Annotated in this window: 25 protein-coding genes, 1 tRNA gene and 1 riboswitch; of the genes, 12 read left to right on the plus strand and 14 right to left on the minus strand. The window is 60.2% G+C overall.

Features of this window, described 5'->3' with window-relative positions; genetic code table 11:
* Positions 1-960: a carbon-nitrogen hydrolase family protein gene (locus KBY49_RS01605; RefSeq protein ID WP_254933025.1), complete on the minus strand. Its 960-nt coding sequence runs from the start codon at positions 958-960 to the stop codon at positions 1-3.
* A 101-nt stretch (positions 961-1,061) separates the two neighbouring features.
* On the opposite strand from KBY49_RS01605, the gene KBY49_RS01610 reads away from it, so the two are divergent.
* The gene (locus tag KBY49_RS01610) at positions 1,062-2,459 is read left to right on the plus strand and encodes a glutamate decarboxylase (RefSeq protein ID WP_254933026.1); all 1,398 of its coding nucleotides are present in this window, start codon (positions 1,062-1,064) and stop codon (positions 2,457-2,459) included.
* A 6-nt stretch (positions 2,460-2,465) separates the two neighbouring features.
* Here the strand turns inward: KBY49_RS01610 and crtH are convergent, their stop codons facing one another.
* The 4 genes from crtH to KBY49_RS01630 form a co-directional block, all read right to left on the minus strand.
* On the minus strand, positions 2,466-4,049 hold the full coding sequence (gene crtH, locus KBY49_RS01615; RefSeq protein ID WP_254933027.1) for a carotenoid isomerase: 1,584 nt from the start codon (positions 4,047-4,049) through the stop codon (positions 2,466-2,468).
* A 46-nt stretch (positions 4,050-4,095) separates the two neighbouring features.
* Positions 4,096-5,439 (minus strand): FADH(2)-oxidizing methylenetetrahydrofolate--tRNA-(uracil(54)-C(5))-methyltransferase TrmFO, encoded by a 1,344-nt coding sequence (trmFO, locus tag KBY49_RS01620; RefSeq protein ID WP_261346257.1) that lies wholly within the window; start codon positions 5,437-5,439, stop codon positions 4,096-4,098.
* A gap of 89 nt (positions 5,440-5,528) precedes the next feature.
* Positions 5,529-5,651 carry a photosystem II protein Y gene (locus tag KBY49_RS01625; protein ID WP_254933029.1) on the minus strand — a complete coding sequence of 41 codons (123 nt, stop codon included), beginning with the start codon at positions 5,649-5,651 and terminating at the stop codon, positions 5,529-5,531.
* Positions 5,652-5,736: 85 nt separating this feature from the next.
* Positions 5,737-6,237, minus strand: a complete 501-nt coding sequence (locus tag KBY49_RS01630; RefSeq protein WP_254933030.1) for a gamma carbonic anhydrase family protein — start codon at positions 6,235-6,237, stop codon at positions 5,737-5,739.
* A 110-nt stretch (positions 6,238-6,347) separates the two neighbouring features.
* Between KBY49_RS01630 and KBY49_RS01635 the strand changes: the two genes are divergently transcribed.
* The 3 genes from KBY49_RS01635 (at position 6,348) to KBY49_RS01645 (ending at position 8,736) form a co-directional block, all read left to right on the plus strand.
* A tRNA-Lys gene (locus tag KBY49_RS01635) sits at positions 6,348-6,419 on the plus strand.
* Positions 6,420-6,482: 63 nt separating this feature from the next.
* Positions 6,483-7,211 carry a DUF4115 domain-containing protein gene (locus KBY49_RS01640; protein WP_254933031.1) on the plus strand — a complete coding sequence of 243 codons (729 nt, stop codon included), beginning with the start codon at positions 6,483-6,485 and terminating at the stop codon, positions 7,209-7,211.
* A 100-nt stretch (positions 7,212-7,311) separates the two neighbouring features.
* Positions 7,312-8,736: an MFS transporter gene (locus tag KBY49_RS01645; protein ID WP_254933032.1), complete on the plus strand. Its 1,425-nt coding sequence runs from the start codon at positions 7,312-7,314 to the stop codon at positions 8,734-8,736.
* Between the two features lie 2 nt (positions 8,737-8,738).
* Here the strand turns inward: KBY49_RS01645 and KBY49_RS01650 are convergent, their stop codons facing one another.
* Complete coding sequence (locus KBY49_RS01650) at positions 8,739-9,434, minus strand: phosphatase PAP2 family protein (protein WP_254933033.1); 696 nt, start codon at positions 9,432-9,434, stop codon at positions 8,739-8,741.
* Positions 9,435-9,469: 35 nt separating this feature from the next.
* Entirely contained in the window at positions 9,470-10,003 is a 534-nt protein-coding gene (locus tag KBY49_RS01655) for a hypothetical protein (RefSeq protein ID WP_254933034.1), read from the minus strand.
* A gap of 285 nt (positions 10,004-10,288) precedes the next feature.
* Here KBY49_RS01655 and KBY49_RS01660 point away from each other — a divergent pair, with 285 nt between their 5' ends.
* Positions 10,289-11,257 (plus strand): magnesium and cobalt transport protein CorA, encoded by a 969-nt coding sequence (locus KBY49_RS01660; protein WP_254933035.1) that lies wholly within the window; start codon positions 10,289-10,291, stop codon positions 11,255-11,257.
* Between the two features lie 28 nt (positions 11,258-11,285).
* Here KBY49_RS01660 and KBY49_RS01665 read toward each other — a convergent pair whose 3' ends face one another.
* The 3 genes from KBY49_RS01665 to KBY49_RS01675 form a co-directional block, all read right to left on the minus strand.
* A complete protein-coding gene (locus KBY49_RS01665; protein ID WP_254933036.1) occupies positions 11,286-11,810 on the minus strand; it encodes a hypothetical protein in 525 nt (174 codons plus the stop codon).
* Positions 11,794-12,639, minus strand: a complete 846-nt coding sequence (locus tag KBY49_RS01670) for a glycosyltransferase (protein WP_254933037.1) — start codon at positions 12,637-12,639, stop codon at positions 11,794-11,796. The genes KBY49_RS01665 and KBY49_RS01670 overlap by 17 nt, the downstream gene beginning before the upstream one ends.
* A 161-nt stretch (positions 12,640-12,800) precedes the next feature.
* Complete coding sequence (locus KBY49_RS01675; RefSeq protein ID WP_254933038.1) at positions 12,801-13,787, minus strand: SDR family NAD(P)-dependent oxidoreductase; 987 nt, start codon at positions 13,785-13,787, stop codon at positions 12,801-12,803.
* A 53-nt stretch (positions 13,788-13,840) separates the two neighbouring features.
* On the opposite strand from KBY49_RS01675, the gene KBY49_RS01680 reads away from it, so the two are divergent.
* The 3 genes from KBY49_RS01680 to KBY49_RS01690 all read left to right on the plus strand — a co-directional run bounded on the left by KBY49_RS01680 (position 13,841) and on the right by KBY49_RS01690 (position 16,213).
* Positions 13,841-14,686, plus strand: coding sequence for a glutathione S-transferase family protein (locus KBY49_RS01680; protein WP_254933039.1), 846 nt, complete (start codon positions 13,841-13,843; stop codon positions 14,684-14,686).
* Positions 14,681-14,829: riboswitch (cobalamin riboswitch) on the plus strand. Its footprint overlaps the gene before it by 6 nt.
* A 46-nt stretch (positions 14,830-14,875) precedes the next feature.
* Complete coding sequence (locus tag KBY49_RS01685; RefSeq protein ID WP_254933040.1) at positions 14,876-15,481, plus strand: HupE/UreJ family protein; 606 nt, start codon at positions 14,876-14,878, stop codon at positions 15,479-15,481.
* Positions 15,482-15,550: 69 nt separating this feature from the next.
* Entirely contained in the window at positions 15,551-16,213 is a 663-nt protein-coding gene (locus tag KBY49_RS01690; protein WP_254933041.1) for an energy-coupling factor ABC transporter permease, read from the plus strand.
* A 190-nt stretch (positions 16,214-16,403) separates the two neighbouring features.
* Here KBY49_RS01690 and KBY49_RS01695 read toward each other — a convergent pair whose 3' ends face one another.
* Both KBY49_RS01695 and rpaB read right to left on the minus strand, forming a co-directional pair.
* Positions 16,404-16,613, minus strand: a complete 210-nt coding sequence (locus tag KBY49_RS01695; protein WP_254933042.1) for a hypothetical protein — start codon at positions 16,611-16,613, stop codon at positions 16,404-16,406.
* An 85-nt stretch (positions 16,614-16,698) separates the two neighbouring features.
* Entirely contained in the window at positions 16,699-17,490 is a 792-nt protein-coding gene (gene rpaB, locus KBY49_RS01700; RefSeq protein WP_254933043.1) for a response regulator transcription factor RpaB, read from the minus strand.
* A gap of 157 nt (positions 17,491-17,647) precedes the next feature.
* On the opposite strand from rpaB, the gene KBY49_RS01705 reads away from it, so the two are divergent.
* The 3 genes from KBY49_RS01705 to ppk2 all read left to right on the plus strand — a co-directional run bounded on the left by KBY49_RS01705 (position 17,648) and on the right by ppk2 (position 19,556).
* Positions 17,648-18,334, plus strand: a complete 687-nt coding sequence (locus tag KBY49_RS01705) for a LuxR C-terminal-related transcriptional regulator (RefSeq protein WP_254933044.1) — start codon at positions 17,648-17,650, stop codon at positions 18,332-18,334.
* A 100-nt stretch (positions 18,335-18,434) separates the two neighbouring features.
* Positions 18,435-18,695 (plus strand): DUF3136 domain-containing protein, encoded by a 261-nt coding sequence (locus tag KBY49_RS01710; protein ID WP_254933045.1) that lies wholly within the window; start codon positions 18,435-18,437, stop codon positions 18,693-18,695.
* 87 nt (positions 18,696-18,782) lie between these two features.
* The gene (ppk2, locus tag KBY49_RS01715) at positions 18,783-19,556 is read left to right on the plus strand and encodes a polyphosphate kinase 2 (protein ID WP_254933975.1); all 774 of its coding nucleotides are present in this window, start codon (positions 18,783-18,785) and stop codon (positions 19,554-19,556) included.
* A gap of 73 nt (positions 19,557-19,629) precedes the next feature.
* Here ppk2 and KBY49_RS01720 read toward each other — a convergent pair whose 3' ends face one another.
* On the minus strand, positions 19,630-21,813 hold the full coding sequence (locus KBY49_RS01720; RefSeq protein ID WP_254933046.1) for a PhoX family phosphatase: 2,184 nt from the start codon (positions 21,811-21,813) through the stop codon (positions 19,630-19,632).
* Positions 21,814-22,791 carry an esterase-like activity of phytase family protein gene (locus KBY49_RS01725; RefSeq protein ID WP_254933047.1) on the minus strand — a complete coding sequence of 326 codons (978 nt, stop codon included), beginning with the start codon at positions 22,789-22,791 and terminating at the stop codon, positions 21,814-21,816.
* 145 nt (positions 22,792-22,936) lie between these two features.
* Here KBY49_RS01725 and KBY49_RS01730 point away from each other — a divergent pair, with 145 nt between their 5' ends.
* A complete protein-coding gene (locus KBY49_RS01730) occupies positions 22,937-23,884 on the plus strand; it encodes a RimK family alpha-L-glutamate ligase (RefSeq protein ID WP_254933048.1) in 948 nt (315 codons plus the stop codon).
* Positions 23,885-24,300 lie beyond the last annotated feature (416 nt).

Raw genomic sequence — 24,300 nt, forward strand, 5'->3', positions numbered from 1 at the left:
TCAGTAGAGATCGGGGCGGCGGTCGGCCAGGTAGCTAGTGCCCGTCGGGTGAGTGGGTCCGTAATCGCCGGGACAACAATCGGCGATCAGCAGGGTGGGTTCGGGCCTGGCCGCCACCAGCACATCGCCGTGGGGGCCAGCTACCACGCTGTTGCCGAGGTAGCCCGCCATCACTTTCCCGTTAACGCTCTCTTTACCGCAGCGGTTGGCGTAGGCCACGAAGCAGTTGTTGTGGAAGGCGTTGGCCGGGATCAGATTCCTGGACACATCCGGGTAGGAGCGGTCTGTGTGTTCGCCATTGCTGAGGGTTGCAAAGCTGTCGGCGGCGGTGGGAATTAGCACCAACTTGGCCCCCTCCATCGCCAGGCTGCGGCTCAGCTCGGGGAATTCGGCCTCGTAGCAATTGAGTAGGCCCAGGGGGAAGTCATTCACCCGCTGCACCGTGAAGGCTGGGCCCTCCTCGGCATGGAGGTAACCGGAGCTCCAGCAGAGCTTTTCATCGGGCCCCCAGAGATGGGTCTTGCGGTAACTGCGCAGCAGGTTGCCCGCTGAATCAAACAGGGCTATGGCGTCGTAGAAGCGCTCCTCGCCTGCCACCTGGGCCCGCTCTGGATAGGGAACTGCCATCGCCAGGCCATGGCGCCGGGCCGCCGCCGCCACCCGCTGCAGGCTTGGGCCATCACTGGGTTCGGCCAGGGCCCGGGCAATTTCCGGCGTAACTATGTAGCCACTGAGATACAACTCCGGAAAGGCCAGCAGCTGTACCCCGTGTTTGGCCGCAATGGCTGCCACCTGCTCAAGCCGCACCAAGTTTTCTTCCACCGCCTGGGCGGTGCCCGCCGTGCCCTCCCCCTGCCAGATACCCAGGCGCAGGCCCTCGCCTGGGCCCGGGGGCTCCTGATGGATAAGGGTGTGCAGTCGGTAGGGCCCTAGGGGCCGCCCATCTGAAGAGATCGTCACGGCTGGAGCCACGGGGTCCCAGTGTCGTTTAAGACCTGGGTTAATGCCAACACAGACAGGTTGAGGGATCTGGCCTTGAATGGTGGATTCGTCTTCAGTCCATGCCCCCGCGTCGCCGCTCTGATGTTCTGGGGCTAAACGCCGGCCTCAGCACCCGCCTGACGGCCGACCAGCTCCCTGCTGAAATCCCCCGTGACCGGCTGGGGAGCAAGGGTCTGGGCCCCGACATGGCCTACGAGGTGATCCACGACCACCTGATGCTTGATGGCAATGCCCGGCTGAATCTGGCGACCTTTGTGGGTACCTGGATGGAACCCCAGGCGCGGCAGCTGATGGAAGAGTGCGCCGATAAAAACATCATCGACAAGGACGAATATCCGGAAACCGCCGAGCTGGAGGAGCGTTGTCTGCGCATCCTTGCGGATCTTTGGCATGCCCCCAATCCGGCGGACTCGGTAGGTACCTCCACCACCGGCTCGAGTGAGGGCTGCATGCTTGGTGGCCTGGTGCTCAAGTGGCGCTGGCGTCAGCGCCGCCAGGCCGCCGGCCTCAGCACCGAGCGACCGAACTTAGTGATGGGTAGCAATACCCAGGTCTGTTGGCACAAGTTCTGCACCTATTTCGATGTGGAAGCGCGGGAGGTGCCAATTACGCCCCAGCGATTGCAGCTGGGGGCCCCTGAGGCGGTGGCTGCCTGCGACGAGAACACCATTGGCGTGGTGGGCATTCTCGGCAGCACCTTTGATGGCAGCTATGAACCGATCGAGGCGATCCACCGGGCCCTCGACGATCTCCAGGCCAGTCGGGGGCTCGACATTCTCATGCACATTGATGCCGCCTCTGGGGGGTTTGTGGCGCCCTTTAATTCCCCCGAACTGCGATGGGATTTCCAGCTACCGAGGGTGCAATCGATTAACTCCAGCGGCCATAAATACGGCGGAGTTTTGCCTGGAGTGGGTTGGGTGCTGTGGCGTGATGGCTCGGCGTTGCCCGAAGAGCTGCGCTTCAACGTCAATTATTTGGGCGGTGAAATGCCCACGATTGGCATGAATTTTTCGCGGCCTGGTGCCCAGATTGTGGGCCAATACTTCAATTTTCTAAACCTGGGCTGGGAGGGTTATGCCAGGCGCATGGCCAGCCTCGAGGCGATCGCCTGTCACCTGGCCGATGGTCTGGCTGCCCTGGCACCCCTGAAGTTGGTGAGCCATCCCCTGGGCCAGTTGCCCGTGTTTGCCCTGGCGGTAGATCCCGCCGTAACCAAATGGGATGTTTTCCAACTCTCCGACAAGCTGCGTGAGCGGGGCTGGCTAGTGCCTGCTTACACGATGCCCGCCGATTGCATGCAAATGGAGGTGCTTCGTTTTGTTGTGCGGGCGGGCTTCAGCCGCGACATGGCCGACCAACTGCTGGAGGACGTGGAACGATCTGTGGAGTGGTTCGAGGGCCTGCCATCGGCGATGCCCAAGCCGTTTAAAGCGACCGCGGGTTTCCACCACTAGTGCCCATCAGGCTGGCAGCTTCCAGGGGTTTAGGCCCAGGTCGGCGCCGATGCGGTGGGCGCAGGCAAAACCGCTAAAGGCCACGGCATTGAGGCCCTGGCCCGGGAAGCAGGAGTCGCCAACGTTGTAGAGATTGGCCAGGCCGGTTTTATTGAAGGGCATCGGCAGCAGCCCCGGCAGCCGCAGGGCAGGGATCGGGCCATAGGTGCCGCCCATGCGGCCCAGGAAGCGGCGGTGGGTGCGGGGGGTGCCGATCTCTTGGTGGCGGATGGCGCCGGCCAGTCCGGGCAGGATCGCCTCGAGGCGCTGCACCAGGCGGGCGGCATCGGCATTTTTCTTGGCCCGGTAGGCGGAGGGGCTGAGGTTGCGCCAGTGGCCGTTGTCGCTGGGGGTGAAGGTGTGCACGATGTGGCGACCCTCCGGTGCCAGGGCGGGATCGAGCAGGGTGGGGATCGACACGAAAATCACCCCCTGTTCCGCCTCCATCTGGCCCCAGTCCTCGAGGATTAGGTGGTGGCAGTGGCAACCATCGGGAATCAGCGCCGCATCGACGCCCAGGTGTAGCGATAGGAAGGAGGGTGAGGGCCTGTAGCGCCTGCGCCAGGTGGTTTCGGCTCTTGGGGTGTGCGCCGCATCCACGAGGGCGGAGGTTCTGGGGCGCTGCACGTCGGCGCTTTCCTGCTCGGTTTCAAACGTGTCCCAGCGGGTGGCGTTGCTCACCACGCGGCGGGCGCGAATCTCTTCGCCATCGGCCAACTGCACCCCCACGGCTTCACCGTTTTCGATCAACACCTTGGTGACCCTTGCCCTGTAGCGAATCGAGCCGCCATGGCTCTCCAGGCCCGCCACCAGCTTCTCGGCAATTACCCCGACCCCCCCCTTGGGGTAGTTGATGCCACCGGCATGGCGATCGGAGAACACCATCCCCGCATTGATCATTGGCGTCAGATCGGCCGGCATCACCGACCAGCAGAAGCACTCCATGTCGATGAACTTCAGGAGCTGTTCATCCTTGATGTGCCTGCGGGCCACATCGCCCACATTCACCGGTAACCAGCGGGCTAACCCCAGGCAGGCCAGGGGTGCCTGGAAGAACACCTTGGCCAGATAGGCCGGATCCTCCAGCGATAGCAGGGGCATCGCATCGAGACAGTTGAACACCTGCCAGCAGGTGTCGTAGAAGGCGCGAATGCCCGAGGCCTCGTGGGGGAATAGGGCTGACAGCCTGGCCACAAAGCTCTGGTAGTCGCGGTCGACCGCCACATTCAGGCCACCGGGCAGGTGGTATTCGAGCTGGGCCGGATCGGGGATGGTTTCGCAGTGTTGGCCCACATCCGCCAGGGCCCGGGTGAGCAGGTTGGTGTGGCCCTTTTCGCCAAAGCCAAAAATCATCGAGGCGCCCACATCAAAGGTGTAGCCCTCGCGCTTGAAACTGCCGCCACTGCCCCCGGGGATCAGGTAGCGCTCCAGCACCAATGTTTTTGCCCCCTTGGCGGCCAGCTGGGAGGCGGTCACCAGGCCGCCGACGCCCGCCCCAATCACGATCACATCCCATTCTTGGCTGGGGTTGAGATTTTTGGCGGTGCTCAAGGAACCATCTGGACCTGCTGGGCTGACCCTAGGTGCCCGTTTAGGCCTAATGGAGGAAGGGCTCTAGGTCGGCCAGGGACCGGTCGCGGTAGGCCCCATAGCGGCGCCTTTTATCGCGAATCCGCTCCGCCAACGCAGGCATTAGGCCGAAATTAGGCGGCATTGGCTGGAAGCCACCCCGCTTGGCCTTGCCGGCGCCGGGGGCCTCGCAGATGAAGTGGGTAAGGGCGCCGATCATCGTGGTGGCGGGCAGCTCGATCGGGCTTTGGCCCAGGGCCAGGCGGGCGGCATTGGTGCCCGCCAGCCAGCCCCCGGCTACGGCGGCGGCATAGCCCTCGGTGCCGGTGATCTGGCCTGCGGCAAACAGCCTTTTGCGACGGCGAAATTGCAGGGTGGCATCCAGCAGTTGGGGGGATTCCAGAAAGGTGTTGCGGTGCATCACGCCGAAGCGCACAAATTCGGCCTTTTCCAGGCCCGGGATCAGCCGCAGCACCCGTTTCTGTTCACCCCATTTGAGGTTGGTCTGGAAACCCACCAGGTTCCAGAGCTGGCCGTCCTTGTCCTCCTGGCGCAGCTGCACCACCGCATAGGCCCGCTTGGTGCGCCGCACATCCCGGTCGTTCACATCCCCCCAGCGGGGATCCCAGAGACCAATTGGTTTGAGGGGCCCATAGCGCATCGTGTCCTCACCCCGGCGGGCCAGTTCTTCGATGGGAAGGCAGCCCTCAAAAAAGCAGGCGTTGCCCTTTTCAAAATCCTTTAGTTCGGCCTGCTCGGCATTCAGCAATTCCGCGCGAAAGGCCAGGAACTGCTCCTTGTCCATCGGGCAGTTGATGTAGTCGGCATCCCCCTTGTCGTAGCGACTGGCCCGAAAGGCCCGATCCAGGTCGATGCTCTCCCCTTCCACGATGGGGCTGGCGGCATCGAAAAAGTGGCACTCGCCGCGGCCGGTGAAAGCCTTTAAATCCTCGGCCAGGGGCTCCGAGGTGAGGGGGCCGGTGGCGAGCACGGTGATCTGGTGGGCAGGCGGTAGGCCCAGCTGTTCCCGGCGTTCGATGCTCACCAGGGGATGGTGTTCAAGGGCTGCGGTGAGGGCTGCGCTGTAGCGACCCCTATCCACCGCCAGGGCCCCACCGGCCGGCACGGAATGTTCGTCGGCGGTGCCGATTACCAGGGAGCCAAGTCGGCGCAGTTCCTCCTGCAGTAAGCCTGCGGCCCGGTCACTGGAGAGGGCCCCAAAGCTGTTGCTACAAACAAGCTCAGCAAAATTTTCGCTGTGGTGGGCGGGGGAGCGCCGCACCGGACGCATCTCCACCAGCCTCACCCTCAGGCCGGACTGGGCAATTTGCCAAGCGGCCTCGGTGCCTGCCAGACCGGCCCCTATCACCAGGAGCTCCGGCGGCTCAGGTCGTAGGAACGTAGGCAGGCAACGGCGCAGGAGGGCCCGCTTAGATCCTTTCCAGGCCAATGGTTTCAGGCTCAGGCGCGGGCGCGCTTAAGCATCAGCTGCAGTTGACCTACGGCTGCCCGGCCGATGTGGAACACGGCCCAGCTGGCGGCAAGAAGGATCGGAGTTGCAACCAGCACCAGCCGTGCGTCCATGGAAGGCAAAAACAAGATTGGGCGATCCTAATGACTGAGCTGCTGTTTCCGCTTTATCTGCCGATTTCCTGCAGTGTTTGGTAATTCAGCTGGCCCTGGCGTGGGCCATGGCCAGCTGGCGATATTTGCGGGCGTGCAGACGCTGCTCCTCAATCGCCTCTGGGCTGAGCTGTCTTTTCACCTGGGCGGGGGCACCCATCACCAGGGCGCCGGCCGGCACATCTTTCGTGACCACCGACCCCGCAGCCACCAGCGCGCCCGCCCCCACGGTGACGCCGTTCAGCACTATGGCGCCGATGCCAATTAGGCAGCCGTCCTCGAGGGTTGCGCCATGGATTACGGCCCGATGGCCGATGGTCACATCCGCGCCGATCAGCACCGGTTGGTCTGGATCCCCATGCAGCACTGCGCCGTCTTGCACGTTTGAGCCTTCGCCCACGGTGATCGGGCAGACATCGCCGCGGGCCACTGCGGTGGGCCAGAGGCTGGCCCCGGCCGCCAGGCGCACATCACCAACCACAACCGCCGTGGCGGCCACCCAGGCAGCGCTATCTATCTGGGGATCTGGCCAGGGAAAAGCAGCCATCTACAAAGAGTCCTACTGGCTCCATTCTTTCCCCATTTCAGCTAACCCGCATTGGCCCCTTGGAGGACACCCCCCCTGGGTGATACCTTCCTTTGGTGCCTAAAAGGCGCGGGTCGCTAGCTCAGCGGTAGAGCACTCGGCTTTTAACCGATTGGTCCTGAGTTCGAATCTCAGGCGACCCATGGGCTTACTTGTCTTGCGATGACTGGCTGTAGCCAGTCAGTCAGGGGAAAGGTTGGTGAAGGATGGTCGCGGAAAGCCCGCGGCCCATCCAAAGGCCAGGAGAATTCGGCAAAGCCGAGGCCCTGCACCCGATGGAGCCAGAAGTAGGCAAGCCCGAGCCGACTAGCCCTCGGGATCATCACCATCCGGTGCCGATGGCTTTTGTGAGGCTCTACGGCCTGTTTGCCGTGCTGTTTGTACTGATGCCTGAGTGGATGGATGTTCTGCTCAGGCAGTCCGCTAAGGGGCGCATAGGTGCCAGTTGGGAACGGGATCGGGAAGCTGGTGGGCCCTCCTTACCGCGGCCACGCCGACTAGTCAGCCTTAGCCAACCAGGCAGCCGTCGCCGCTCAACCCTGGCGTCCTCAACCCTGGCGAGCTGGGTGCTGCTTATCGGCATTGGCGCTGGCCTGGGTTGGGGAGGCACCGTGCTTCTTGGTCGCGGCCGGACGCCCAGCTCGAGCGAGGCAACCATTGCCAGCAGGCCCCAAGTGGTTTCGCTTGTGTTGTATGCCGCCCAACCAAGCTGGGTCGAGGTAAGGAGCCTGGAGGGGCGCCCGATCTACGGGGCCATTTTCCAGGGCAAAAAAAGCTGGCGCCTTGGCGAGGGTCTTGAGGTGTTGGCGGGTCGCCCCGACCTGGTAATTGCGGCGGTGGGGAACCAACCTGCCAGGGCTCTGGGGCGAATTGACCAAATCGATTGGGTGACTTTCAAGCCTGGAGATGGCCGTGACGCAGGCAGCGCTAGGTGATCGGCCAGGTAGGTATCGCCGGCATCGTGAGAATGGATCAACAAGCGAGCAGGCTAATCTGGCTAACTAACCGGGCTAACTCGCCGGGGGGCCGCGGTTGATGGCTAAGCGCAGCGTTCAGGCCTACATAGAGGAAATCCCCAGCTGGGAGGGAGGGGCCCAACTGGCCGGACCGCCACTTTCCGGTATGCAGTGGCTTGTGTGGTCGCTGGCCACTGCGGGCAAGTTTTTTGAGGGGTTGATCGTGTTCATGGGCGGCATCGCCCTGCCGTTGATCGCCGATCAATTTGGGATGACTACTACCGATAAGGGATTTGTTACGGCGGCCACCTTGGCCGGGATCCTGGTGGGGGCCCTAGCCCTGGGGGGCCTCGCCGATCGCTTCGGCAGAAAGCCAGTGTTTATCGGCGAAATGGTTCTGCTGGCGGTAGCCCTGATCGCTGCGGCCCTTAGCCCCGACACCAATAGTTTGGTGGCTGCCTTGTTTGTGATGGGTTTGGCCCTTGGGGCCGATTACCCCACAGCCCACTTGGTGATCTCCGAAAGCATCCCCGCCGCGGTGCGCGGTCGGCTGGTGCTGGGTGCCTTTAGTTTCCAGGCCCTTGGGGCGATTGTCGGCACGGCGATTGCCGCGGTGCTCCTGGCCAATAAGCCTGAATTGAGCACCTGGCGGCTCTTCTATCTGCTCCCGGTGGTGCCCGTGCTGTTGGTGGTCTGGGGCCGCCTATTTCTGCCCGAAAGCAGCCACTGGTTGGTTAGCAAGGGCAACGTCAAAAAAGCCGAGAAGCAGCTGCGTAAGTTGCTGGGCCGCAACGATGTGGAGTTGCTGGATGTGCTGATAATTAAGGAAGGTAATATCAAACGGAGTAGCCATTGGGGCCAGCTATTTCAGGGCAAGCTGCAGCGAGCCACGATTTTGGCCTCGGTGCCCTGGTTTCTGCAGGACATCTCTACCTATGGGATCGGAATCTTTACGCCGGTGATTATTGCCGCCGCCTTCGGTGCTGAGGCAAATGAAAACAACGTGGCCGCCGTAATTCATAACGACCTGCTGGGAGCTCGGGGCACGGCCCTTGTGGATGTGGGCTTTCTAGTGGGCATCGCCTGCGCCATTGTCTTGGCTGACCGTTGGGGCCGAATCCGACTGCAGATAATTGGTTTTGTGGGCTGCGCAGCCGGCTTGATTATTGCCGCCCTAGGAAATATTGGAGGCCATAGCAACCTGGTGGTGATCGTGATTGGCTTCATGCTGTTCCAGTTCATGACCAACCTTGGCCCCAACGCCCAGACCTACCTGCTGGCGGGGGAGGTTTTCCCCACTCGGCTGCGGGGCCAGGGGGCGGGTCTGGCGGCAGCTATCGGCAAAGTTGGGGCGGTGCTTACGGCATTTTTGTTTCCCACCCTGCTGGCCAATTGGGGCACGGAAAGACTATTACCCCTGTTGGCAGTTACCTCCTTGGTGGGTGCCTTAATTACCTGGATCTACCGGATCGAGACCACCGGAGTGGATTTAGAAACCATCTAGCTTTAGAGTTTAGTTTGGCCGCTTATCGGGCTGATTTTTTGTAATTCGGCCTGGATTTCAGGATTAGCCTTGAAGCTGCGCCACTGGGCTGAATTGATTATCTGGCGAGCTGCTGCCACCCCAAACCTTTGGCCTGCTTCCACGTCTGACGGGAAATGCACCCCACAGAGAACGCGATTCGAGCCGCCAAGTGCCCCCAGGGCCACGATTTCACTTTGACGTTTTGGAAATAGATCGGCCAATAGTTCTGCGGTGGCGCGGAACCAGGTGGCATGGCCCGAGGGGTATGAGTTGGTCCCTTCCAGGGGTAGGCAGGGTTTTATCTGGGGGAATTGCACGAAGGGCCGCCGGCGCGCCAGTTCCTTCTTAAAGCTGTCCTTGACGGCATCGATAGGTACAAGAAAGGAAATCAAGCCAGCATTGAGCCTGGGGGTGTTTCGCGCCATGTCGACCCCCAGGGTGCGGCTAAAGACGGATGGATTTCGCTCCAGGGTGAGCCAGGTATTTGCCTCCATTTCGGGCGTGCGGGTTTTCTGGAGCCAGAGCAGAATTGCCAGGTCGTTGTTGGCGGCTGGGCTGCCTGGGGCGGGCGGCTTTCCGATGGCCTGGCCGAGGGGCTGGCGATCAAGTTGGAGGCCTTCGGCTTGGGCCCAAGCCGCTGGCGGTTCCCCGCTGGCCACGGCCAACAGCGATAACATCGGTAGAAGGGCAATTGCAGGGCGAGCCACAGTGTTTAGCGCTGAAGGATCTTGGGATCTGCACAGGATTCTGAGCCCTCAAGAAGAAGGCTCTGATCGAATGCTCTCACCGTTGGTTTGGTTGAGCCTTTACTGTAGCGGAGTTGATATAGGCGGTTAAAGTCGTTGTCTACAATTGGGGGCATCGTAGGCCAGCCCAAACCGGCAACTAGTTCTGGTAGGTGGCGGTGCTCCCAAATGAAAATTAAATTGGCACCACCATAATAGGGATCAGCTAGGATCTTTTCACCAGCCTGTTTCATTAGGACCTCCGCCTCCTTGAAAATGCGAATATTGACCCCACTTTTAATAGCCAGTGGCACAGCTGTTTGATAGCTACGGGCATTTTTACCAGTGTCTTGATTTAGAAAATATGTCAGAATATGGTCAACTTTTCCGAAACAAGCTGGCAGCACTGCCGCCAGATCCATGGCCCTTTGGAAGCCTGTGGGGGAGAGATTGTAATTGGCATGGTCTTCGCCTTTGTGGCCGTGGCGCATCAACAGAATTTGTGCGGGCTGGGCGAGCACTGGGGCCGCGCAGATTGTCAGCCCCAAGAAAAATAAAAATCCTAAATGTGTTCCCGGATACAAGCTTCGGATTCGCGTCACAGCCTTGATAATTTTTAGGGCCTTTGATTATGATCAAGTACCAATTTTAGCAGCATGTCAATTCTGCCCCAGCTGCGTCCGACTCCAGGCTCCCTTGATTCCCGCAGGCTTTCGGATCGGCTGGGCGATATGCCCAATAGCCTATTTCTCGCTGATGGTCGGGCTGATTGCAGTTTATCTGTAGTGGTGCTAAAGCCGAATCAGGTGTTCCTTCGTAACAACTTAAGAATCGAAGAGCTGAAGGAGCTTGTTGAAAGTGGTGATCCCTTTTGGCTTCGCATTGGTGGCCTTGGGCAGCCCCAATTAATCTCCAGCGTGTTGAGTTGCTGCGGAATTCCCGAGGTATTTAGGCCCCTACTGCTGGAGGTGCCCCAGATTCCACGGGTTGACTCCTTTGCCGAGGTGATCACGGTGGTGGTGCATCGCCTGCGCTTTGGCCATGATCCCCTCAATTTGGTGAGTGATCAGGTGGGGATGGTGCTCACCCACAAGATGCTGATCTCCATAGAAGAGGCTCCGAGTAAGGAGCCCTTCCCTGCCTTGACCGAATGGCTGCTCCATAAATCTCCAGCAGCTACGGCCGATGATCTAGATGATCTGCTCCATTATTTGGTCGACAATTTGTTGGATGGCATCTTCCCGATGCTGGAGCAGATGGCTAGCCGCCTTGATGACCTGGAGGAATCTGCCCTCAGGGATCCGCGGCCGGGTGTTTTGAACCGTGCCTACCAATTGCGTATCAATCTGCGGCGCATTCGCCAGCAGCTCTGGCCCCTGCGCCATCAGATCCTGCTATTCCTGCGCCAAAACCAACCGGTCATGGGGCCCGAGGCACTGCTGGGGTTTCAGGAGATGGCCCAGAACGTGGAACAGATTTTTGATAGCTGCGAAATTCTGCGTCACCAATGTGATGCCGTTACCGAGGCCCACATGGCCAGCAGTGGCAACCGCATGAACCAGATCATGAAAACCCTCACGATCGTTTCTTCAATTTTTGCGCCGCTCACCTTTATAGCCGGTATTTATGGCATGAACTTCGACAACATGCCTGAGTTGCACTGGCCCCACGGCTATCAAATCGCCCTCGTGTTGATGGGTGCCATAGCCACTATCATGACCACCATGCTTTGGCGCCGGGGCTGGTTTGAGGATTGGACCAGCCGCCGGCGTTAGCGGCGCGAATATATTTTTTGCAGGTGATTCAGCTCAGATCTAGCCACCATCCGCTGCTGGGGCCCTCCACCATCCAGCGGCTCCCCCAGTTTTTAGACGAATAACGCACGGACCGGCCGCTGCCGACCGAGCGCTTGCAGAAGCCCCCGGCCACCAGATCCGCTTCTCCGTAGGGATCGTGCATCAGCCATTGGGAGCTGGCCGGATCAAAACCCACCACCAGGCTCCAGTGGCCGCCACCTCTGGGGGCGCTGACTGGGCCATGGTGCAACCACCCCACCGGGCAGGGGATGCCCCGCATCAATCGGCTAATTAACAGTTGGATTGAGCCATCGCTGCGAAAGCGGGCCGCAATGCCCAGCCTTCTAAGGGCCTGTAGTTGGGCCGGGGCGCTGGTGCTGTCGCCATAGCGCTGCACGATTTGGAGATACTGGTCGTCCGGTTGTGCTGCACCTGCCAGGGTTGTTGGTTTGAGGAAGGCTGCGGCCATCGCGCAGCTGGATGAAAAGCACATGCGCTCGCCCTGGGAGGTGGCGCTATCGCGTTGGGACAAGTAGGGAACTGCCAGCTGGATCAGTTGCTGGCTGGCGGGAGTGGAAATCACGGCATGGAGCGCGGTGCTCCATAGGGTTCCGTGGCCCCATGGCCAGTTCCAAAGCTTCCTGTTGGATATTTATTTGCGTACGAGCAAGGATCTGTTCGCCCCTTTCCCAGGCGGATTTTCGTGAAAGAAGCTCCAGATCATTGAACCATTTGGTTTTGGTCATCTGGCCGCCATGGAGGCGGATGTGATACACGTATGCCCCGATTACTACGCCCGGCGCCATTGATGTAACTGCCATCATCATGCCAATGTCTTCCGCCTGGGGGAGCCCCATCCAGCCCCCAGCTTTTTTAAGCAAATTTGCCTCCACCAGCAGGGTGGTTGGACCGAGGGGAATGCTGTCGCTTGGGCTGGGCCATGCCCGCCAAATGTCCCCAGCCGCACTGGGGCCTGGGGACACTATTGCGGGATCCAGCTTGTGGTCATCGGTGCAATAACCAGCCGCCCAAAGGGCACCATGGTTGCAATTGATTGCTTCCAGCCGTTTGTCGATTGAATGGGGGTGGAGCCAGTCGTCGTCGTCTGCACTGGTAATCCAGCGGCCCTTTGCCACGGCTAGCCCTAGGTTTCGAGCTGCCGCCTGGCCCACGGGGCGTTCGGTATAAATTATGGTTGCATATTTGCAGAAATCTATGGGCAGAGGCTCCCGTTTTGTTCCGTCTACAACTATTACGTGCTCAATATCGCAGTCATTGTTTTTGAGGCTTTGATTTAGCTCCTCCAGCATCTCCAGGCGATCCGGCAGGAGCCTGGTGGGGGTTATTACGCTTATGGTCATCTAATGCCTACGTACTATGGAGGCATCGATTTGTTGCTTAAAACTTGATATTTTGCCGACCATATTATTGCCGGCCATATTGTTCATTTATTTACCTTAGCGGCTTCATCTCTGCGCCGTTGCTTCGCCGTTGCTGTGATGTTGGTTCGCGCAGATTTGGCCTAGCTCCTTCCCCAGCGCTCACTGAGGTCCCATAGCTCACGGGCTAGTGCTTCGGATTTGGCCTCAGCACTGGGCTCGGATGGCCCAAATTCCAACCTGCCGGGGCCCAGCACCCTGTTGCTCCAGTAGCCAAAGCCAGGCCGTTTGTCCATGAAATTGCTTGCCAGCCCCGCCAGCAGTGCCCCCGCTTTTTGGGGTGTTTCGCAGACCCGCAGCAGGTCTCGGGCAGCGAAGGCAAAGAGGGCTTGGCCCAAGGGGTTGTGGCTGCGGCTGTAGCGAAAGAAGCCGCCGTCTTGGCGCGGGATCACCAGCCCCGGGCTCCAGGCCAGCACCTGAATTTGCCCCCGTTGTCTGCGTTCCAGCTCCTGGGCCATCAGCAGGTTGCAGAGCTTGCTGTCCTTGTAGGCCTTTTCGGCATTGAAGCGGCTGATTCCATCGAGCATCGGCGCCCCCGGGCCCTGGCGCAGCCCGTCTAGATCGCCAAGCCCGGCAGCCTGGCCGACCTTGCCGCCAGGGGTGCTGGGGTCGTGCACCTCCGAGCCCGTAACCACCAGCCGCGGCTTGCTGGCCTGCTTCAGCAGGGGCAAAAGCTGCTGCAGCAGCACCTGGTGGGCCAGATGGTTTACGGCGATCGTCAGCTCAAAGCCCTGGGCCGACCATCGCGTCTCGGCGGCGCCGCTGTATTGCAGGCCTGCGTTGAGCACCAGGCTGTGTATGGGTTTGCCTGCCTGGAGCAAGGATTGGCCGCACTCCAGGACACTGCCCAGATCCGCCAGATCGCAGATCGGCGTTTGGATCTGGCTTTCCAGGCCCTGGCCCAGGCCCGCAAGGCGGTTGCGCAGCCCAGTGGCCGTGGCCCCATCCCGGCAGGGCAGGGTTAGTTGATGGCCAGCTGCTAGCAACTGGCTTGCCGCTTCGAAGCCGATCCCGGAGCTGGCGCCGGTGATCAGGATGTGCAGGCTTGGCTGGTTCCCGTCACTCCCCATGGGACCTGCCTGGATTGGTTTTCATTTTGCCGCTGCCAGCCGATGATCGGTCAATGGGCGATCAAGAGCTTGTGCTGCTGCACGCGGCACCTTCCTATTACTCGATGGTGGCCCGGCTGGCCCTGGTGGAGGCGGGCGTGGCGTTTTGCAGCCAATTAATAGATATCCATTTGGCCAAGCAGCAGCTAGGTGATCGCTACCGCCAGCTCAACCCGGCGATGACGGTGCCGACACTTTGTGCGGCCGATTGGAGCTCCCCTGGGGCTCGGATCTGGACTGATAGCCGCGACATCCTGACCTTTGCATCCCAGTCGGCTGCTGCTACCTGGCTGGATTTTTGCCCCAATTTGCGAGATCAGATTGCCGATGTGGTGGCGGGCCACTACGCCATCTCGATCGAGGACCTCACCTTTGGTAAGGCCATTCTCAGTAATCCCGTGCTGAAGCGGATCGTGCCGAAGCTGCTCCAATCGCTTGTCGACGGCCTGGAGCGGCGGGCAGAGGGGGCCGCCGATGGAGGGGCCAGCCTGCGGGCGAAGGCGCAGCAAAACCGGGAGAGACTTGCCTATTTCAGCCAGGGCAGCCAGCTGGACAAACTCGATTTGATGCGGACTCAGGTGGGCAGCTATCTGGCTTCTTTGCCCCTGGTGACTGGGGGGCCAGGCCTGTTTGGCGATCGCCCCAGCAGCGCCGATGTGGTGGTGGCTGTGTTGTTTGCCCGTTTGGAGATGATCCAGGAGCTGGACCTGGAGGCCCGCCCCGATTTGCAGGCCTGGTGGCTGCAGTTCCAGCAGCGCAAGAGCTTCAGGCAGGCTGAAATTTGGACCCGCTTTCGCCGCCGCCGCTTTGTCCAGGCGATCTTTGTGGCGAAGCTGGGCCCCAGGCCAATTCCCGTCTAGGGTTCGATCGACGGATCCGGCTCCCTGGAGCTGGTCAAACGAGGAAAGTGCGGTGAGGGGTTACCCAAATCCGCCGCTGTCCCGCAACTGTGATGGGGTTGTGCCCCTTAGTCAGAACACTCGCCGTCTGTCTACCACCTCGATCTCGGCGCGGACCGAGCATTGCCCATGAAACGTTTTTCGGCGCCGTTGGCGTCCTTTTCTGCTGTTGCAACCCTGCTGCTTGCGGCGATTCCAGCCCAGGCCCACGGCTCAGCCGGCGCTGGCCTAGCTGGTGGGGGATTGGCTGGTGGCCTGATGCATCCCCTGATGGGGCTCGACCACCTCTTGATGCTGTTGGCAGTGGGCGCCGTAGGGGCATTTATTTCCCCTGCGCTGCTGGGCTGGGCCCTTGGCGGCGCCCTAGTTGGCGGGATGGTTGGCAGCTCTTTGGCTTCCTTCGGCCTCAATTTGCCGGCGGGTGAGCTGTTGGCGGCCCTAGCGATTGTGGCACTGGGAATAGTCATTTTTGCCTCTGCCAAGGGACGCAGCATTACCTTCACCCCGGCGCTGGTGGCCCTGGGGGTGAGCTTTCACTCCATGCTCCATGGCCTGGAGGTCCCCCAGGACGGCAGCAGCCTTGGTTGGTGGATGGGTGCCCTAGCTGCTTCGGCGCTGGTGGCGGGTTGCTCCTATGGGGTCTGCAAATATTTTGCTAATCGGGGTATTACTCGCCTTGCAATTCCAGTTGCTGTGGGATTCACCCTTTCTGGGGTAATTCTCTCGGGCCTGGCCCTGGCGAGTGGTGGTATTTAGTTAATTTATTTTTTCTATTTGTAATTTCGCCAAAGTTTCTCGCCGAAGTTTTTCGCAAACCCTAAAACCATGCACATCCATCCCGGCATCCTTGCTGCTCCAAAGATTATTGGTGCTAACTACACCGCCCTAGTCACCCTTGCCGGTTTTGCGCCTGCCCTGCTCAAGAAGCCCCTGCTGCTTGTAAAGACCATTGCTGCAGCGTTGATCTTTTCGCTGCTGATGCAGGTTGTGCATTTTCCGGTTGGACCATCGGAGCTCCACCTAGTAGGGGCCTCCATTGTCTATTTTCTATTTGGTTTCTTGCCTGCCATGTTTGGCTTTGCCATTGGCTTGCTCCTGCAGGGCCTGGTATTTGAGCCCCAAGATTTGATGCACTTGGGTGTCAATACGCTTTCATTGATCTTGCCTCTGATCGCCACCCATCAGTTGCTTGGCAAACGCTTTTTTGCCAAGGGTGAGAATGGCTTGGCGGTGAACTGGGCCCAAATTGTCAAATTCGATGCCATCTACTACTCCGGTGTGGTGGTGATGGTGGGATTTTGGTTGCTGAATGGCAGCGAAGCGACTCCACTGCAGAGCTGGGCTACCTGGGCAATCTCCTATCTGCCGATAGTTTTGATTGAACCTCTACTTACCTACCTGGCGATTAAGGCAGTTCAGGGTTCCAAGCCTGGCAGCTGGCTTCGCAATCTGACTTCAGCGGGTTCCCTTAAGCTCCAGGGAAGCTGAGATCTAGTTGAATTTCGGATGAGATAAGGGTTACTTGTATCCGGCTTTTGCCGGTGGTAATACTTTGGTTTTGACGCTGCAGGAGGTTGGTCAATTGACCAATCTCTTTAAGCGTTTGTCCCCATGGGGTTTCCCGCGTTGCACCTTTTCATTTTGTCGGTTTTCGTAAATCAGCCTAATTTGTCTGGATTTAGGCGTTGCCAAAGGCAACCTGGCAGGCGCTGTTTAGCACTTGTGCCTCCTGGGCACTGCTTGGTGCCTGGCCATTGAGTAGGCCGGACTGACAATCGGCGTTGAGGCTGTAGTTATTGCCATCGGAGTTAACCACAAAGGTAATTGTGGATGTTCCGGTGGCCTGCACGCTGCCGAAAAGTAATTGGTAGTTGGTATTTGGAACCAAAATGTATGTTTGGTTGTTGCTAACAGCATTATTTACGGCGCTGTTAATGGAAGCTAAGTAGGGCTGGGGCCAGGGGCCGTTTTTATCAGCCGGCGTTGCTGGAAGGTAGGCGCTGGAAAAGATATCCGGTGCCCCTGGCGGTGATTACTAGCTCGGGGTTTTCTGGATCGTCTTCGATCTTGTTGCGCAGCCGGGAGATGTGCACATCCACCACCCGGGTGTCGGAGTGGCGCTCGGGGGTGTAGCCCCAGATTTTGGTGAGCATGTCTTGGCGGGTGAGCGGTTCGCCAGAGCGACTGATCAGCATTTCGAGCAGGTCGAATTCCATGCCCGTGAGCCGTACCCGCTCGCCACTTTTAAATACTTGGCGCTTGTGGGGGATCACCCGGAGTTCGCCAACGGTGATTTCCCGGTTGGTGGTGCTGTTGGGGCTGGCCTGGGCGGAGCCGCCCGAGCGACGCAGCACGCAGCGGATCCTGGCCTCTAGCTCCTTGGGGCTAAAGGGTTTGATCACGTAGTCGTCGGCGCCAAGCTCCAGGCCAAGAATGCGATCTTTCACTTCCGAGCAGGCGGTGAGCATCACCACCGGCACATCGGAATCCATGCGCAGGGCTTTTAGGACGGCATAGCCATCCATCTTCGGCATCATTACGTCGAGCACCACCAGATCTGGTTCCACCGTTTGGAATAGGGCCAGGGCCTCCTCCCCATCGGAAGCGGTGGCCACGTCGTAACCAAACATGCTGAGCCTGGTTTCCAACACCCGCCGGATGTTGGCGTCGTCATCTACCAAGAGAATCGTGTCCCGACGGGCCACCTCTTGGCCAGTGGTGGCGGCGATATTGGCGGAGTTGGTGCTGGGATTGCTACCGGTCATGGGCAGGGCATGCTCCGCTTAAGTTAAAAAACGGTAAGGGTTTGCGCTGCCTTTCCCCAATAGGGCCGTGAAAGATGTAACAACCACGCCTCAGGGCCTAGCGGCCTAGATTTGATCAGCCCCAAGGCAGATTTTTCCTGCGCTGGAGGAGTGTCCTATGGACCTGACACCCTTTCTTACCAGCCTGGAGGGCAGCACCCTCGACCAGGTGCTAGTGGCGGGGGCAATCGAGGGCCGGGTGGCCCTTGCCCTGAAAGGAAAATTTTTGCTGCGCTCGGTCTGCGAGAGCTTCCAAGAGCGGGAGCGAATTGGCTGTGCGGTCACCGACCAGGCCAGTTGTTTGGCCTATCTGGCCAAACAGCCCTACGGGCTACTGATCGCCACGGACCATCTGGAGTATGGCAACGGCTTTGAGCTGGTGCGTCTCGCCCGCAAGGCCCAACCAGGCCTTAGGGCAGTTGTGCTGGCCCTGGGGGATGTGATCCCCGCGGAATATGCCGATGCTCCCTGGCTGGAGGCGGTGGTGGCGCAGGCTGATTTTGCTGGGGATCAGCGGCCCCTGCAGGCGGCGGTGATTGCCTTGATGGGGCAGCACTCCTATAGAAGCCCCTCGCTGCGATCTGGTGCCTTGCCTTACCTCAGTTGTCCCCGGCTGACTCCCCGGGAATATGAGGTATTGGATTTGTTGGCCAGTGGCCTTTCAGATCGGGCGATTTCCGAGCAGCTTGTGGTGAGTGAGGAGACAGCCAGGACCTACACGAAGCGGCTCCTCAAGACCCTTGATGTGAGCAACAGGCTCCAGGCCGTTCTGAAGGGCATGCGCTGCGGCATGGTCAAGCTCTAGGGGTGGTGGTGGTCGGTCTTTGAATTGTCCCCGTATGGGGGGATCGAAAAGGCTGGCCGTGGACTGAGAGTTGGCATAGGCAAAAGGAAATACGGGTTCTATGACCATTGCCACTACGGCTTCCACCCTCACCATTGGTGAGCTTGAGGCCAGCTATCCGCTCTATTGCAAAGCCCTACGCATCTTGATTCGCGAGGGTAAAACGATCAACAAGGTGCGCCGCACCGTGTGCTGGCAGCGCCTTGAAGTTCTGCACAATTGCCTGCCAAATCAATATCGCGAACCCGACTATCTCTTCGTATTGCTTTCCAGGGAGGTTAAGGAAGTCATTGCCAAATCCCTGCAGAAATCCTTGGCCTAGCATTGGCATGGCGTTAGGGGAATATTTCTATGGATCATCACAGGGCCGACAGCGCGGATAGCAGCCAGTGATGGATAGCAACCAGTGATGGATAGCAACCTATATGGGAAAGAGCTCGTTAGGTTGCAGGTTGAACTTGTCAAGATGCAGTATTGGATAAAGCATACTGGCTATCGCCTGGTAATTCTTTTTGAAGGCCGTGATGCGGCTGGTAAAGGTGGCACTATTAAGCGTATTACTGAGACGCTAAATCCAAGGGGCTGCAGGGTTGTTGCCCTGGGAACCCCATCTGATCAGCAGAAATCCCAGTGGTATTTCCAGCGCTATGTGGAGCATTTACCATCGGCTGGTGAGATGGTGCTCTTTGATAGATCTTGGTACAACAGGGCAGGTGTGGAGAGGGTGATGAACTTCTGCAGCCCTGCCCAGGTGGAGGAGTTCCTGCAGTCGTGCCCGGAATTTGAAAGGATGCTTGTGCGAAGTGGCATCAGCCTGATCAAGTATTGGTTCTCCGTCAGTGATGGGGAGCAGGAAGTGCGTTTCCTCTCACGACTAAAGGATCCGGCCAGGCGATGGAAATTGAGCCCCATGGATCTTGAGTCGCGGGACCGCTGGGTCGAGTTTTCCCAAGCCAAGGATGAGATGTTTGCCCGCACTAATATTCCAGAGGCACCTTGGTTTACCGTTGAAGCCGATGACAAACGTCGGGCGCGCCTTAATTGCATTCGCCATATCTTGAGCAAGGTTCCCTATGAAGACATGACACCGGAGCAGATTGAATTGCCGCCCCGAAAGGCGGTTGGAGATTATCGACGTCCCCCCCTGAATGGGCAGTTTTTTGTGCCCGATTCCTACGGGTAAAGCTGATGCCTACGGGTAAAGCTGATGCCTACGGGCAAAGCTGATGCCTACGGGCAAATCCGTGGCCGACTGATCAACCCAGCAGGGGTTTGCCGTCGAGTCTGCGGATTGCCACTACCCCGGGCCTGGGCGGCCTGGCGGGTACGCCGGAGGGCCAGTTAGAGCCGAGGGGCACCCAGCGCAACTGCTCAAAGCGTTGGCCGCTGCGGTCCACCAGGCTGTGGGATTGGGCTTCCACCTCCTTGCCCTGGCGCACACCCTGACCCTCGCCCGGGTGCTGCACCGCCATAAACAGGGTGCGAAACCCCTCATCAAAGCAGGGCCCACACAGTTCACAGCCCACTGGACCGATTGCAAAGCAGAGGGCCTTGCCCGCCAAGGCGCCGGCGCGCGGTAGCAGCCAGCAGCTGTTGTTGCCAAAGACGTCTAGGTCAGCATCACCGGAGCGATCGCTCACCAGCCAGAGGTTGCCGGCTGGGTCAAAGGCCAGGTTGTCGGGGTGGCTGAATCCAAGCCCACCTTCCCAGGGCAGGCCGCCGGAGGCCACCATCCGCCAGCGGAAGTTGGACCCTCGAGTGCTGTCGCCGTCGCTCAGTCGCATTACCCAACCGTGGGGCCAAAGGGTTTCGCCCTTGGGGCCGCGGAAGATCGCTGGATCACTGCTGCCGCCTTCATCTCGACCCGCCGCCGTGAAGGCGATCAGCAGGTCGCCATTGATCGGGTCGATGTCGGTGTCTTCTGGGCGGGGGCAGGCGGTGGCACCCGCAGCGTTGGCGGCCAGGTGGGCATCGATCAGGATCGCCCCCTGCTGTCGCAATTTTGCGTCTATGCCAGCGCCGCCCAATGGGTAGAGATCGCCAAGGGTTTTGTAGCGGCCGCAGTAGGCCTGAAGATCGACATCGCTGCCAAGGGCCTCACTGCCGCTGCGCTGGCGGTCGCCATGGGGCAGCACGGTTGGTTGCTGCCAACCAAAGCGCTCGTAATGGCTGGGAGGTTTTGGTTGCACGGCAGTTTCCGGCTCGAGGGCGATCCAGCTGCCGCTGCCTGCGACGTTGAAACGTGCCACCTCCAGCCGGCCAGCCGTTAAAAGGTTTGAATTGGCGGGATCGCGCCGGTCACGCACGGGCGCGTCACTGACAAAGCGGTACAGATGTCCGCCATGGCGATCGCAGCCCGAGTACACCACGAGCGGCTCGCCGGCCCTGGCCACAACGGCCACGGCCTCGTGGCGAAAGCGACCCAACATGCTGTGTTTTACGACGGCTGAATTGGGGTCGCGGGGGTCAAATTCCACCATCCAGCCGTACTTGTTGCCGGCCAGCCGAAAGGGATTGCCGAGCCCATCGAGGCGTGCCCCATCCCAGCGGAAAGGCTTCGCCTGGGGGGAAGACGCCGAGCCATCGGCATGGACGGCCTCGGCCACCTGCGACTGAAAGTTTTCCTCAGCGCTCAGCACGGTGCCCCAGGGGGTGGTGCCGCCGGCGCAATTGGCAAAGGTGCCGATGATTTGATCACCCAGGCCATCGCGGTAGCCAAGTGGCTGGCTGTGGCGAAATACCGCAGCTGCCGGACCGCTGCAGCGCAGTGTCTGCCTTGGTTCGTTGAGCCCGCTGAGGCCATCGATGCGCCTTTCGTAGCGGCTGCCGCCCCTACGTCGCCAGCCTGCTGGTCCTTGCTCTAGCTCGATCACGCCGATGCCGAGGTCGGCCATGGCGGCGCTGGCCACGGTCTCGATCAGTGGGCGCAGGGGGTCGTTTGCGGCCAGGCTGGCCACATCAACGCTGCCGCCGCGGCTGGCCAGGGCCTGCCGCAGGGGCTCCAGCGGCAGGGGGCTGCCTACGGCTTCTGCAAAACCTGCCGCCCAGGTCTGCGGGCTGATGTATTCGAAGTTGATGCTCAACAGAGCCCTGGCATCGGCTAGGGGCTGGAAGGCCAGGTAGTCGTTATTGAAACCAAAGCGGCCCTGGGCTAGGGGATCTCCCCATACGGCGATTAGCTCGGCTCGATAACCCTCGGGAACCAGCAGTTTGTCTTCTACCTTGAAGCTGCGATACAGCCGCCGCTGATCTGCCGCGCCCAGCCCATCGCCTGGCAAGGGCAGGGGGGCACGCACGGGCCGAAAGGGCAGGGCAGCCTTTCCCGTAGTGCCGCTGCCGCCGGCCTCCAGTTGCGGTAAAAGCAGCACGGCGGCGGTGCTGCCGGCACCGATGCCCAACAATTCGAGTAGCTGGCGACGTTTAAGTACGGAGCGGGTCATCTATGGGTTGGTACTTGGCACTTGGGACTTGGCAGCCCGGCAGCCCGGCAGTTGGCGCGGTACCAGCCTGGCCAGGTGTGAGCGTTGCAGCGGATTGAAGTTGTCGTCGGTCGCCAGCAGCAGGCTTGGGCGGCCGTTGCCCAGGGGTGGAGCCGCCAGCAGCACTTCCCAGTTGTCTGGGGCAAGACCGAGTTTCAGCAGATTCCAGCTGATCAGGGGTGCCAGTGGGGTTGCGGCTGCGTTGTTGGATTTAGGGGTTGTGATGGCGTTAGGGGGGTAAAGCACCAGTCGCGCCTGCCACTGGTCCGGTGCCTTAAATAGGCGCCACAAACCGAGTAATCCCTGGTTGGTGACCAGCAGGTCGGTGAGCCCCCAACCGCCAGGCGGCAGGGCCAGGGGTCGGAGCGCTGCAGGTTGTAGGGCGCCGCTGGCATCAGCTGTCCAACGCAGTAGCCGCACGCGATCGGGAGGGTCCTGCAACAGCGGTTTTTCAGCTGCCATCAACAGGTCCCCGCCTGCAGATGCTTGGCTCAAGGATTCCGGGCCCCCATTGCTGCGCAGGCCACGGTCGGAGGAGAGGCGCCAAGCTGGCGGCAGCTCCTGGCTGCCTAGCAGGGAGCCCGTAGCCATGTTGTATTTGAGTAGACCCGCGGGTTGGGGTGGTTTTAGTCGCCCCTCGGCAGCTACCCAAAAGTGCTTGTCACCCACCACCAGCCCCTCACCGTCCATGGGCTCGGGCTGCTGTAGTGCAAGCGTTGAGATGGGAATCAGACCCTGCAGTCCGCCGGCTCGCAAGCCCCGCCAACGGCTGATGCTGCCGCGGGAAGCATCGCTGAGCAACCACAACTCATCCCGGTCCGGTCGATAGGCCCCTGCTGAGAAGCCGCCCCCCTGGCCCGGTTCAAGCAGCCGCTGCTCTGCCACCTCCCAGCCGGCTGAGAGCGGGCACGGCAGGGCAACGGTGGGGACAAAGCCCATCTCCCCCCGCAGTGAATCAAAGGCATGTCACATCTAGCAGAGCCGTTGCTTTTTTGCTTGTTGCGCCTACAGCTTTGGCCTGTGCTGCCCCCGCTTGGAGCCACTGCCAGGGCGCAAGAACAGTGGGCAGGTGGCTAGGGCTGGCATGAACCTCTGGATCCTGCAGAAACGTTGCTCGGGGTTGGTGGAGCCCTATGAGTTGATGCGGCTACGGGAGGAATCACGGCATTTTGGGGTGGCCCTAGAGGCCGTAGCACCCGAGGAGATCGATCTGATCGTTAGCCGCGGAGGCCGCCGCTCGATCCGTAGGTGTGGCCAAGAGGTTGATCTTCCCGATGTGCTGCTTAGCCGAACTGGCAGTGGCACCGACTACTTCTCCCTGGCAATCCTGCGCCAACTCGAACAGCTTGATGTGGCTGTAATTAACCCAAGTGGTGCGGTCGAGGCGGTCAAGGACAAGCTCTATGCCCACCAGTTGTTAGCCCAGCGCAATCTGCCGATTCCCCGCACCATGCTGGTGCGCTTTCCGGTGAACCTCGAGCTGGTTGCGGCTCAAATTGGCTTCCCCTGTGTTGTGAAGCTGCTGGTTGGTTCCTATGGCGATGGCATTGTGTTGAGCCAAGACCCCCGGAGCTTCCAGGATCTAATGGAGCTTGTCTCCGCCCTGGATCGATCCCAGAGCCTGATCCTGCAGCAGTACATCGATACCCGCCCCGGCCAGGACCTACGGGTATTTGTGATCGGTGGCAGGGTGCTCGGCGCGATGCTGCGCCGAAGTACGGATGGCAGCTTCAAGGCGAACATCAGCCGTGGTGGTGATGGTGAGGCCTTTGCCATCACCCCCGCAATTGAACAGCTGGCCTTGGCCAGTGCCGCCGCCGTGCAGCTTGATATTGCCGGAGTGGATCTACTTTTTGATGGTGATGGCTATAGCGTTTGCGAAGTAAACAGTGCCCCAGGCTTCTGCGGCTTTGAGGCAGCGACCGGCCTCAATGTTGCCCGCGCCATGCTCGAGCATTGCCAAGCACGGCAGCAAAAGCAGGGCGAAAGCTACGTACCAAGGGCCCCACGGGAGTTGGTTCAAAGCCAGTGAGATTTGATCGCCAGTTGATGGATCAACTGGCGCGCGGCTTGGCGCTGGTCCTGGGTGGAGGCATCAGCGCCCTCTCCCTCCACGAAATAGCGGGCTAAAACATTGGTGTCGAGCCCGATCACGGTTGCGGCAGGCTGGCGACATCAAAATCGACCGGTAAGGGTGGGCACCGACTCTTGAGTAGGCCGAAATGGTCTGAGGCCGAGCTGCTGGCGCAGGCTCTTGGGGATGGTGACCTGTCCCTTGCTGGTCATTGAGCAGGAAGCTGAGGTGTCCACGCCCGGTTTCAGCAACGTCGTATCTGGTAATACTGCCAATCCATTTGGGTGCCTGCTGCTCTTTCGCACGAAAAATGGAATGAATTGCCCCTGCGGCGCCAATTCCGGCCTCGGCGCATGGGGAGCTGGAGCCCGCCC

This window comes from Cyanobium sp. WAJ14-Wanaka, assembly GCF_024345375.1.
Classification (GTDB): domain Bacteria; phylum Cyanobacteriota; class Cyanobacteriia; order PCC-6307; family Cyanobiaceae; genus Cyanobium_A.

Bases quoted from the DNA above. Each gene is read 5' to 3' on its own strand.
- KBY49_RS01710 (WP_254933045.1), top strand. From the start codon at position 18,435: ATGACCATTGCCACTACGGCTTCCACCCTCACCATTGGTGAGCTTGAG.
- KBY49_RS01625 (WP_254933029.1), bottom strand. From the start codon at position 5,651: ATGGACGCACGGCTGGTGCTGGTTGCAACTCCGATCCTTCTTGCCGCC.
- KBY49_RS01725 (WP_254933047.1), bottom strand. From the start codon at position 22,791: ATGGGCTTTGTCCCCACCGTTGCCCTGCCGTGCCCGCTCTCAGCCGGC.
- KBY49_RS01705 (WP_254933044.1), top strand. From the start codon at position 17,648: ATGGACCTGACACCCTTTCTTACCAGCCTGGAGGGCAGCACCCTCGAC.
- KBY49_RS01680 (WP_254933039.1), top strand. From the start codon at position 13,841: ATGGGCGATCAAGAGCTTGTGCTGCTGCACGCGGCACCTTCCTATTAC.
- KBY49_RS01690 (WP_254933041.1), top strand. From the start codon at position 15,551: ATGCACATCCATCCCGGCATCCTTGCTGCTCCAAAGATTATTGGTGCT.
- KBY49_RS01670 (WP_254933037.1), bottom strand. From the start codon at position 12,639: ATGACCATAAGCGTAATAACCCCCACCAGGCTCCTGCCGGATCGCCTG.
- KBY49_RS01610 (WP_254933026.1), top strand. From the start codon at position 1,062: ATGCCCCCGCGTCGCCGCTCTGATGTTCTGGGGCTAAACGCCGGCCTC.
- ppk2 (WP_254933975.1), top strand. From the start codon at position 18,783: ATGGATAGCAACCTATATGGGAAAGAGCTCGTTAGGTTGCAGGTTGAA.
- KBY49_RS01730 (WP_254933048.1), top strand. From the start codon at position 22,937: ATGAACCTCTGGATCCTGCAGAAACGTTGCTCGGGGTTGGTGGAGCCC.
- KBY49_RS01720 (WP_254933046.1), bottom strand. From the start codon at position 21,813: ATGACCCGCTCCGTACTTAAACGTCGCCAGCTACTCGAATTGTTGGGC.
- KBY49_RS01645 (WP_254933032.1), top strand. From the start codon at position 7,312: ATGGCTAAGCGCAGCGTTCAGGCCTACATAGAGGAAATCCCCAGCTGG.
- KBY49_RS01640 (WP_254933031.1), top strand. From the start codon at position 6,483: ATGGTCGCGGAAAGCCCGCGGCCCATCCAAAGGCCAGGAGAATTCGGC.
- KBY49_RS01675 (WP_254933038.1), bottom strand. From the start codon at position 13,787: ATGGGGAGTGACGGGAACCAGCCAAGCCTGCACATCCTGATCACCGGC.
- KBY49_RS01650 (WP_254933033.1), bottom strand. From the start codon at position 9,434: ATGTTATCGCTGTTGGCCGTGGCCAGCGGGGAACCGCCAGCGGCTTGG.
- KBY49_RS01630 (WP_254933030.1), bottom strand. From the start codon at position 6,237: ATGGCTGCTTTTCCCTGGCCAGATCCCCAGATAGATAGCGCTGCCTGG.
- rpaB (WP_254933043.1), bottom strand. From the start codon at position 17,490: ATGACCGGTAGCAATCCCAGCACCAACTCCGCCAATATCGCCGCCACC.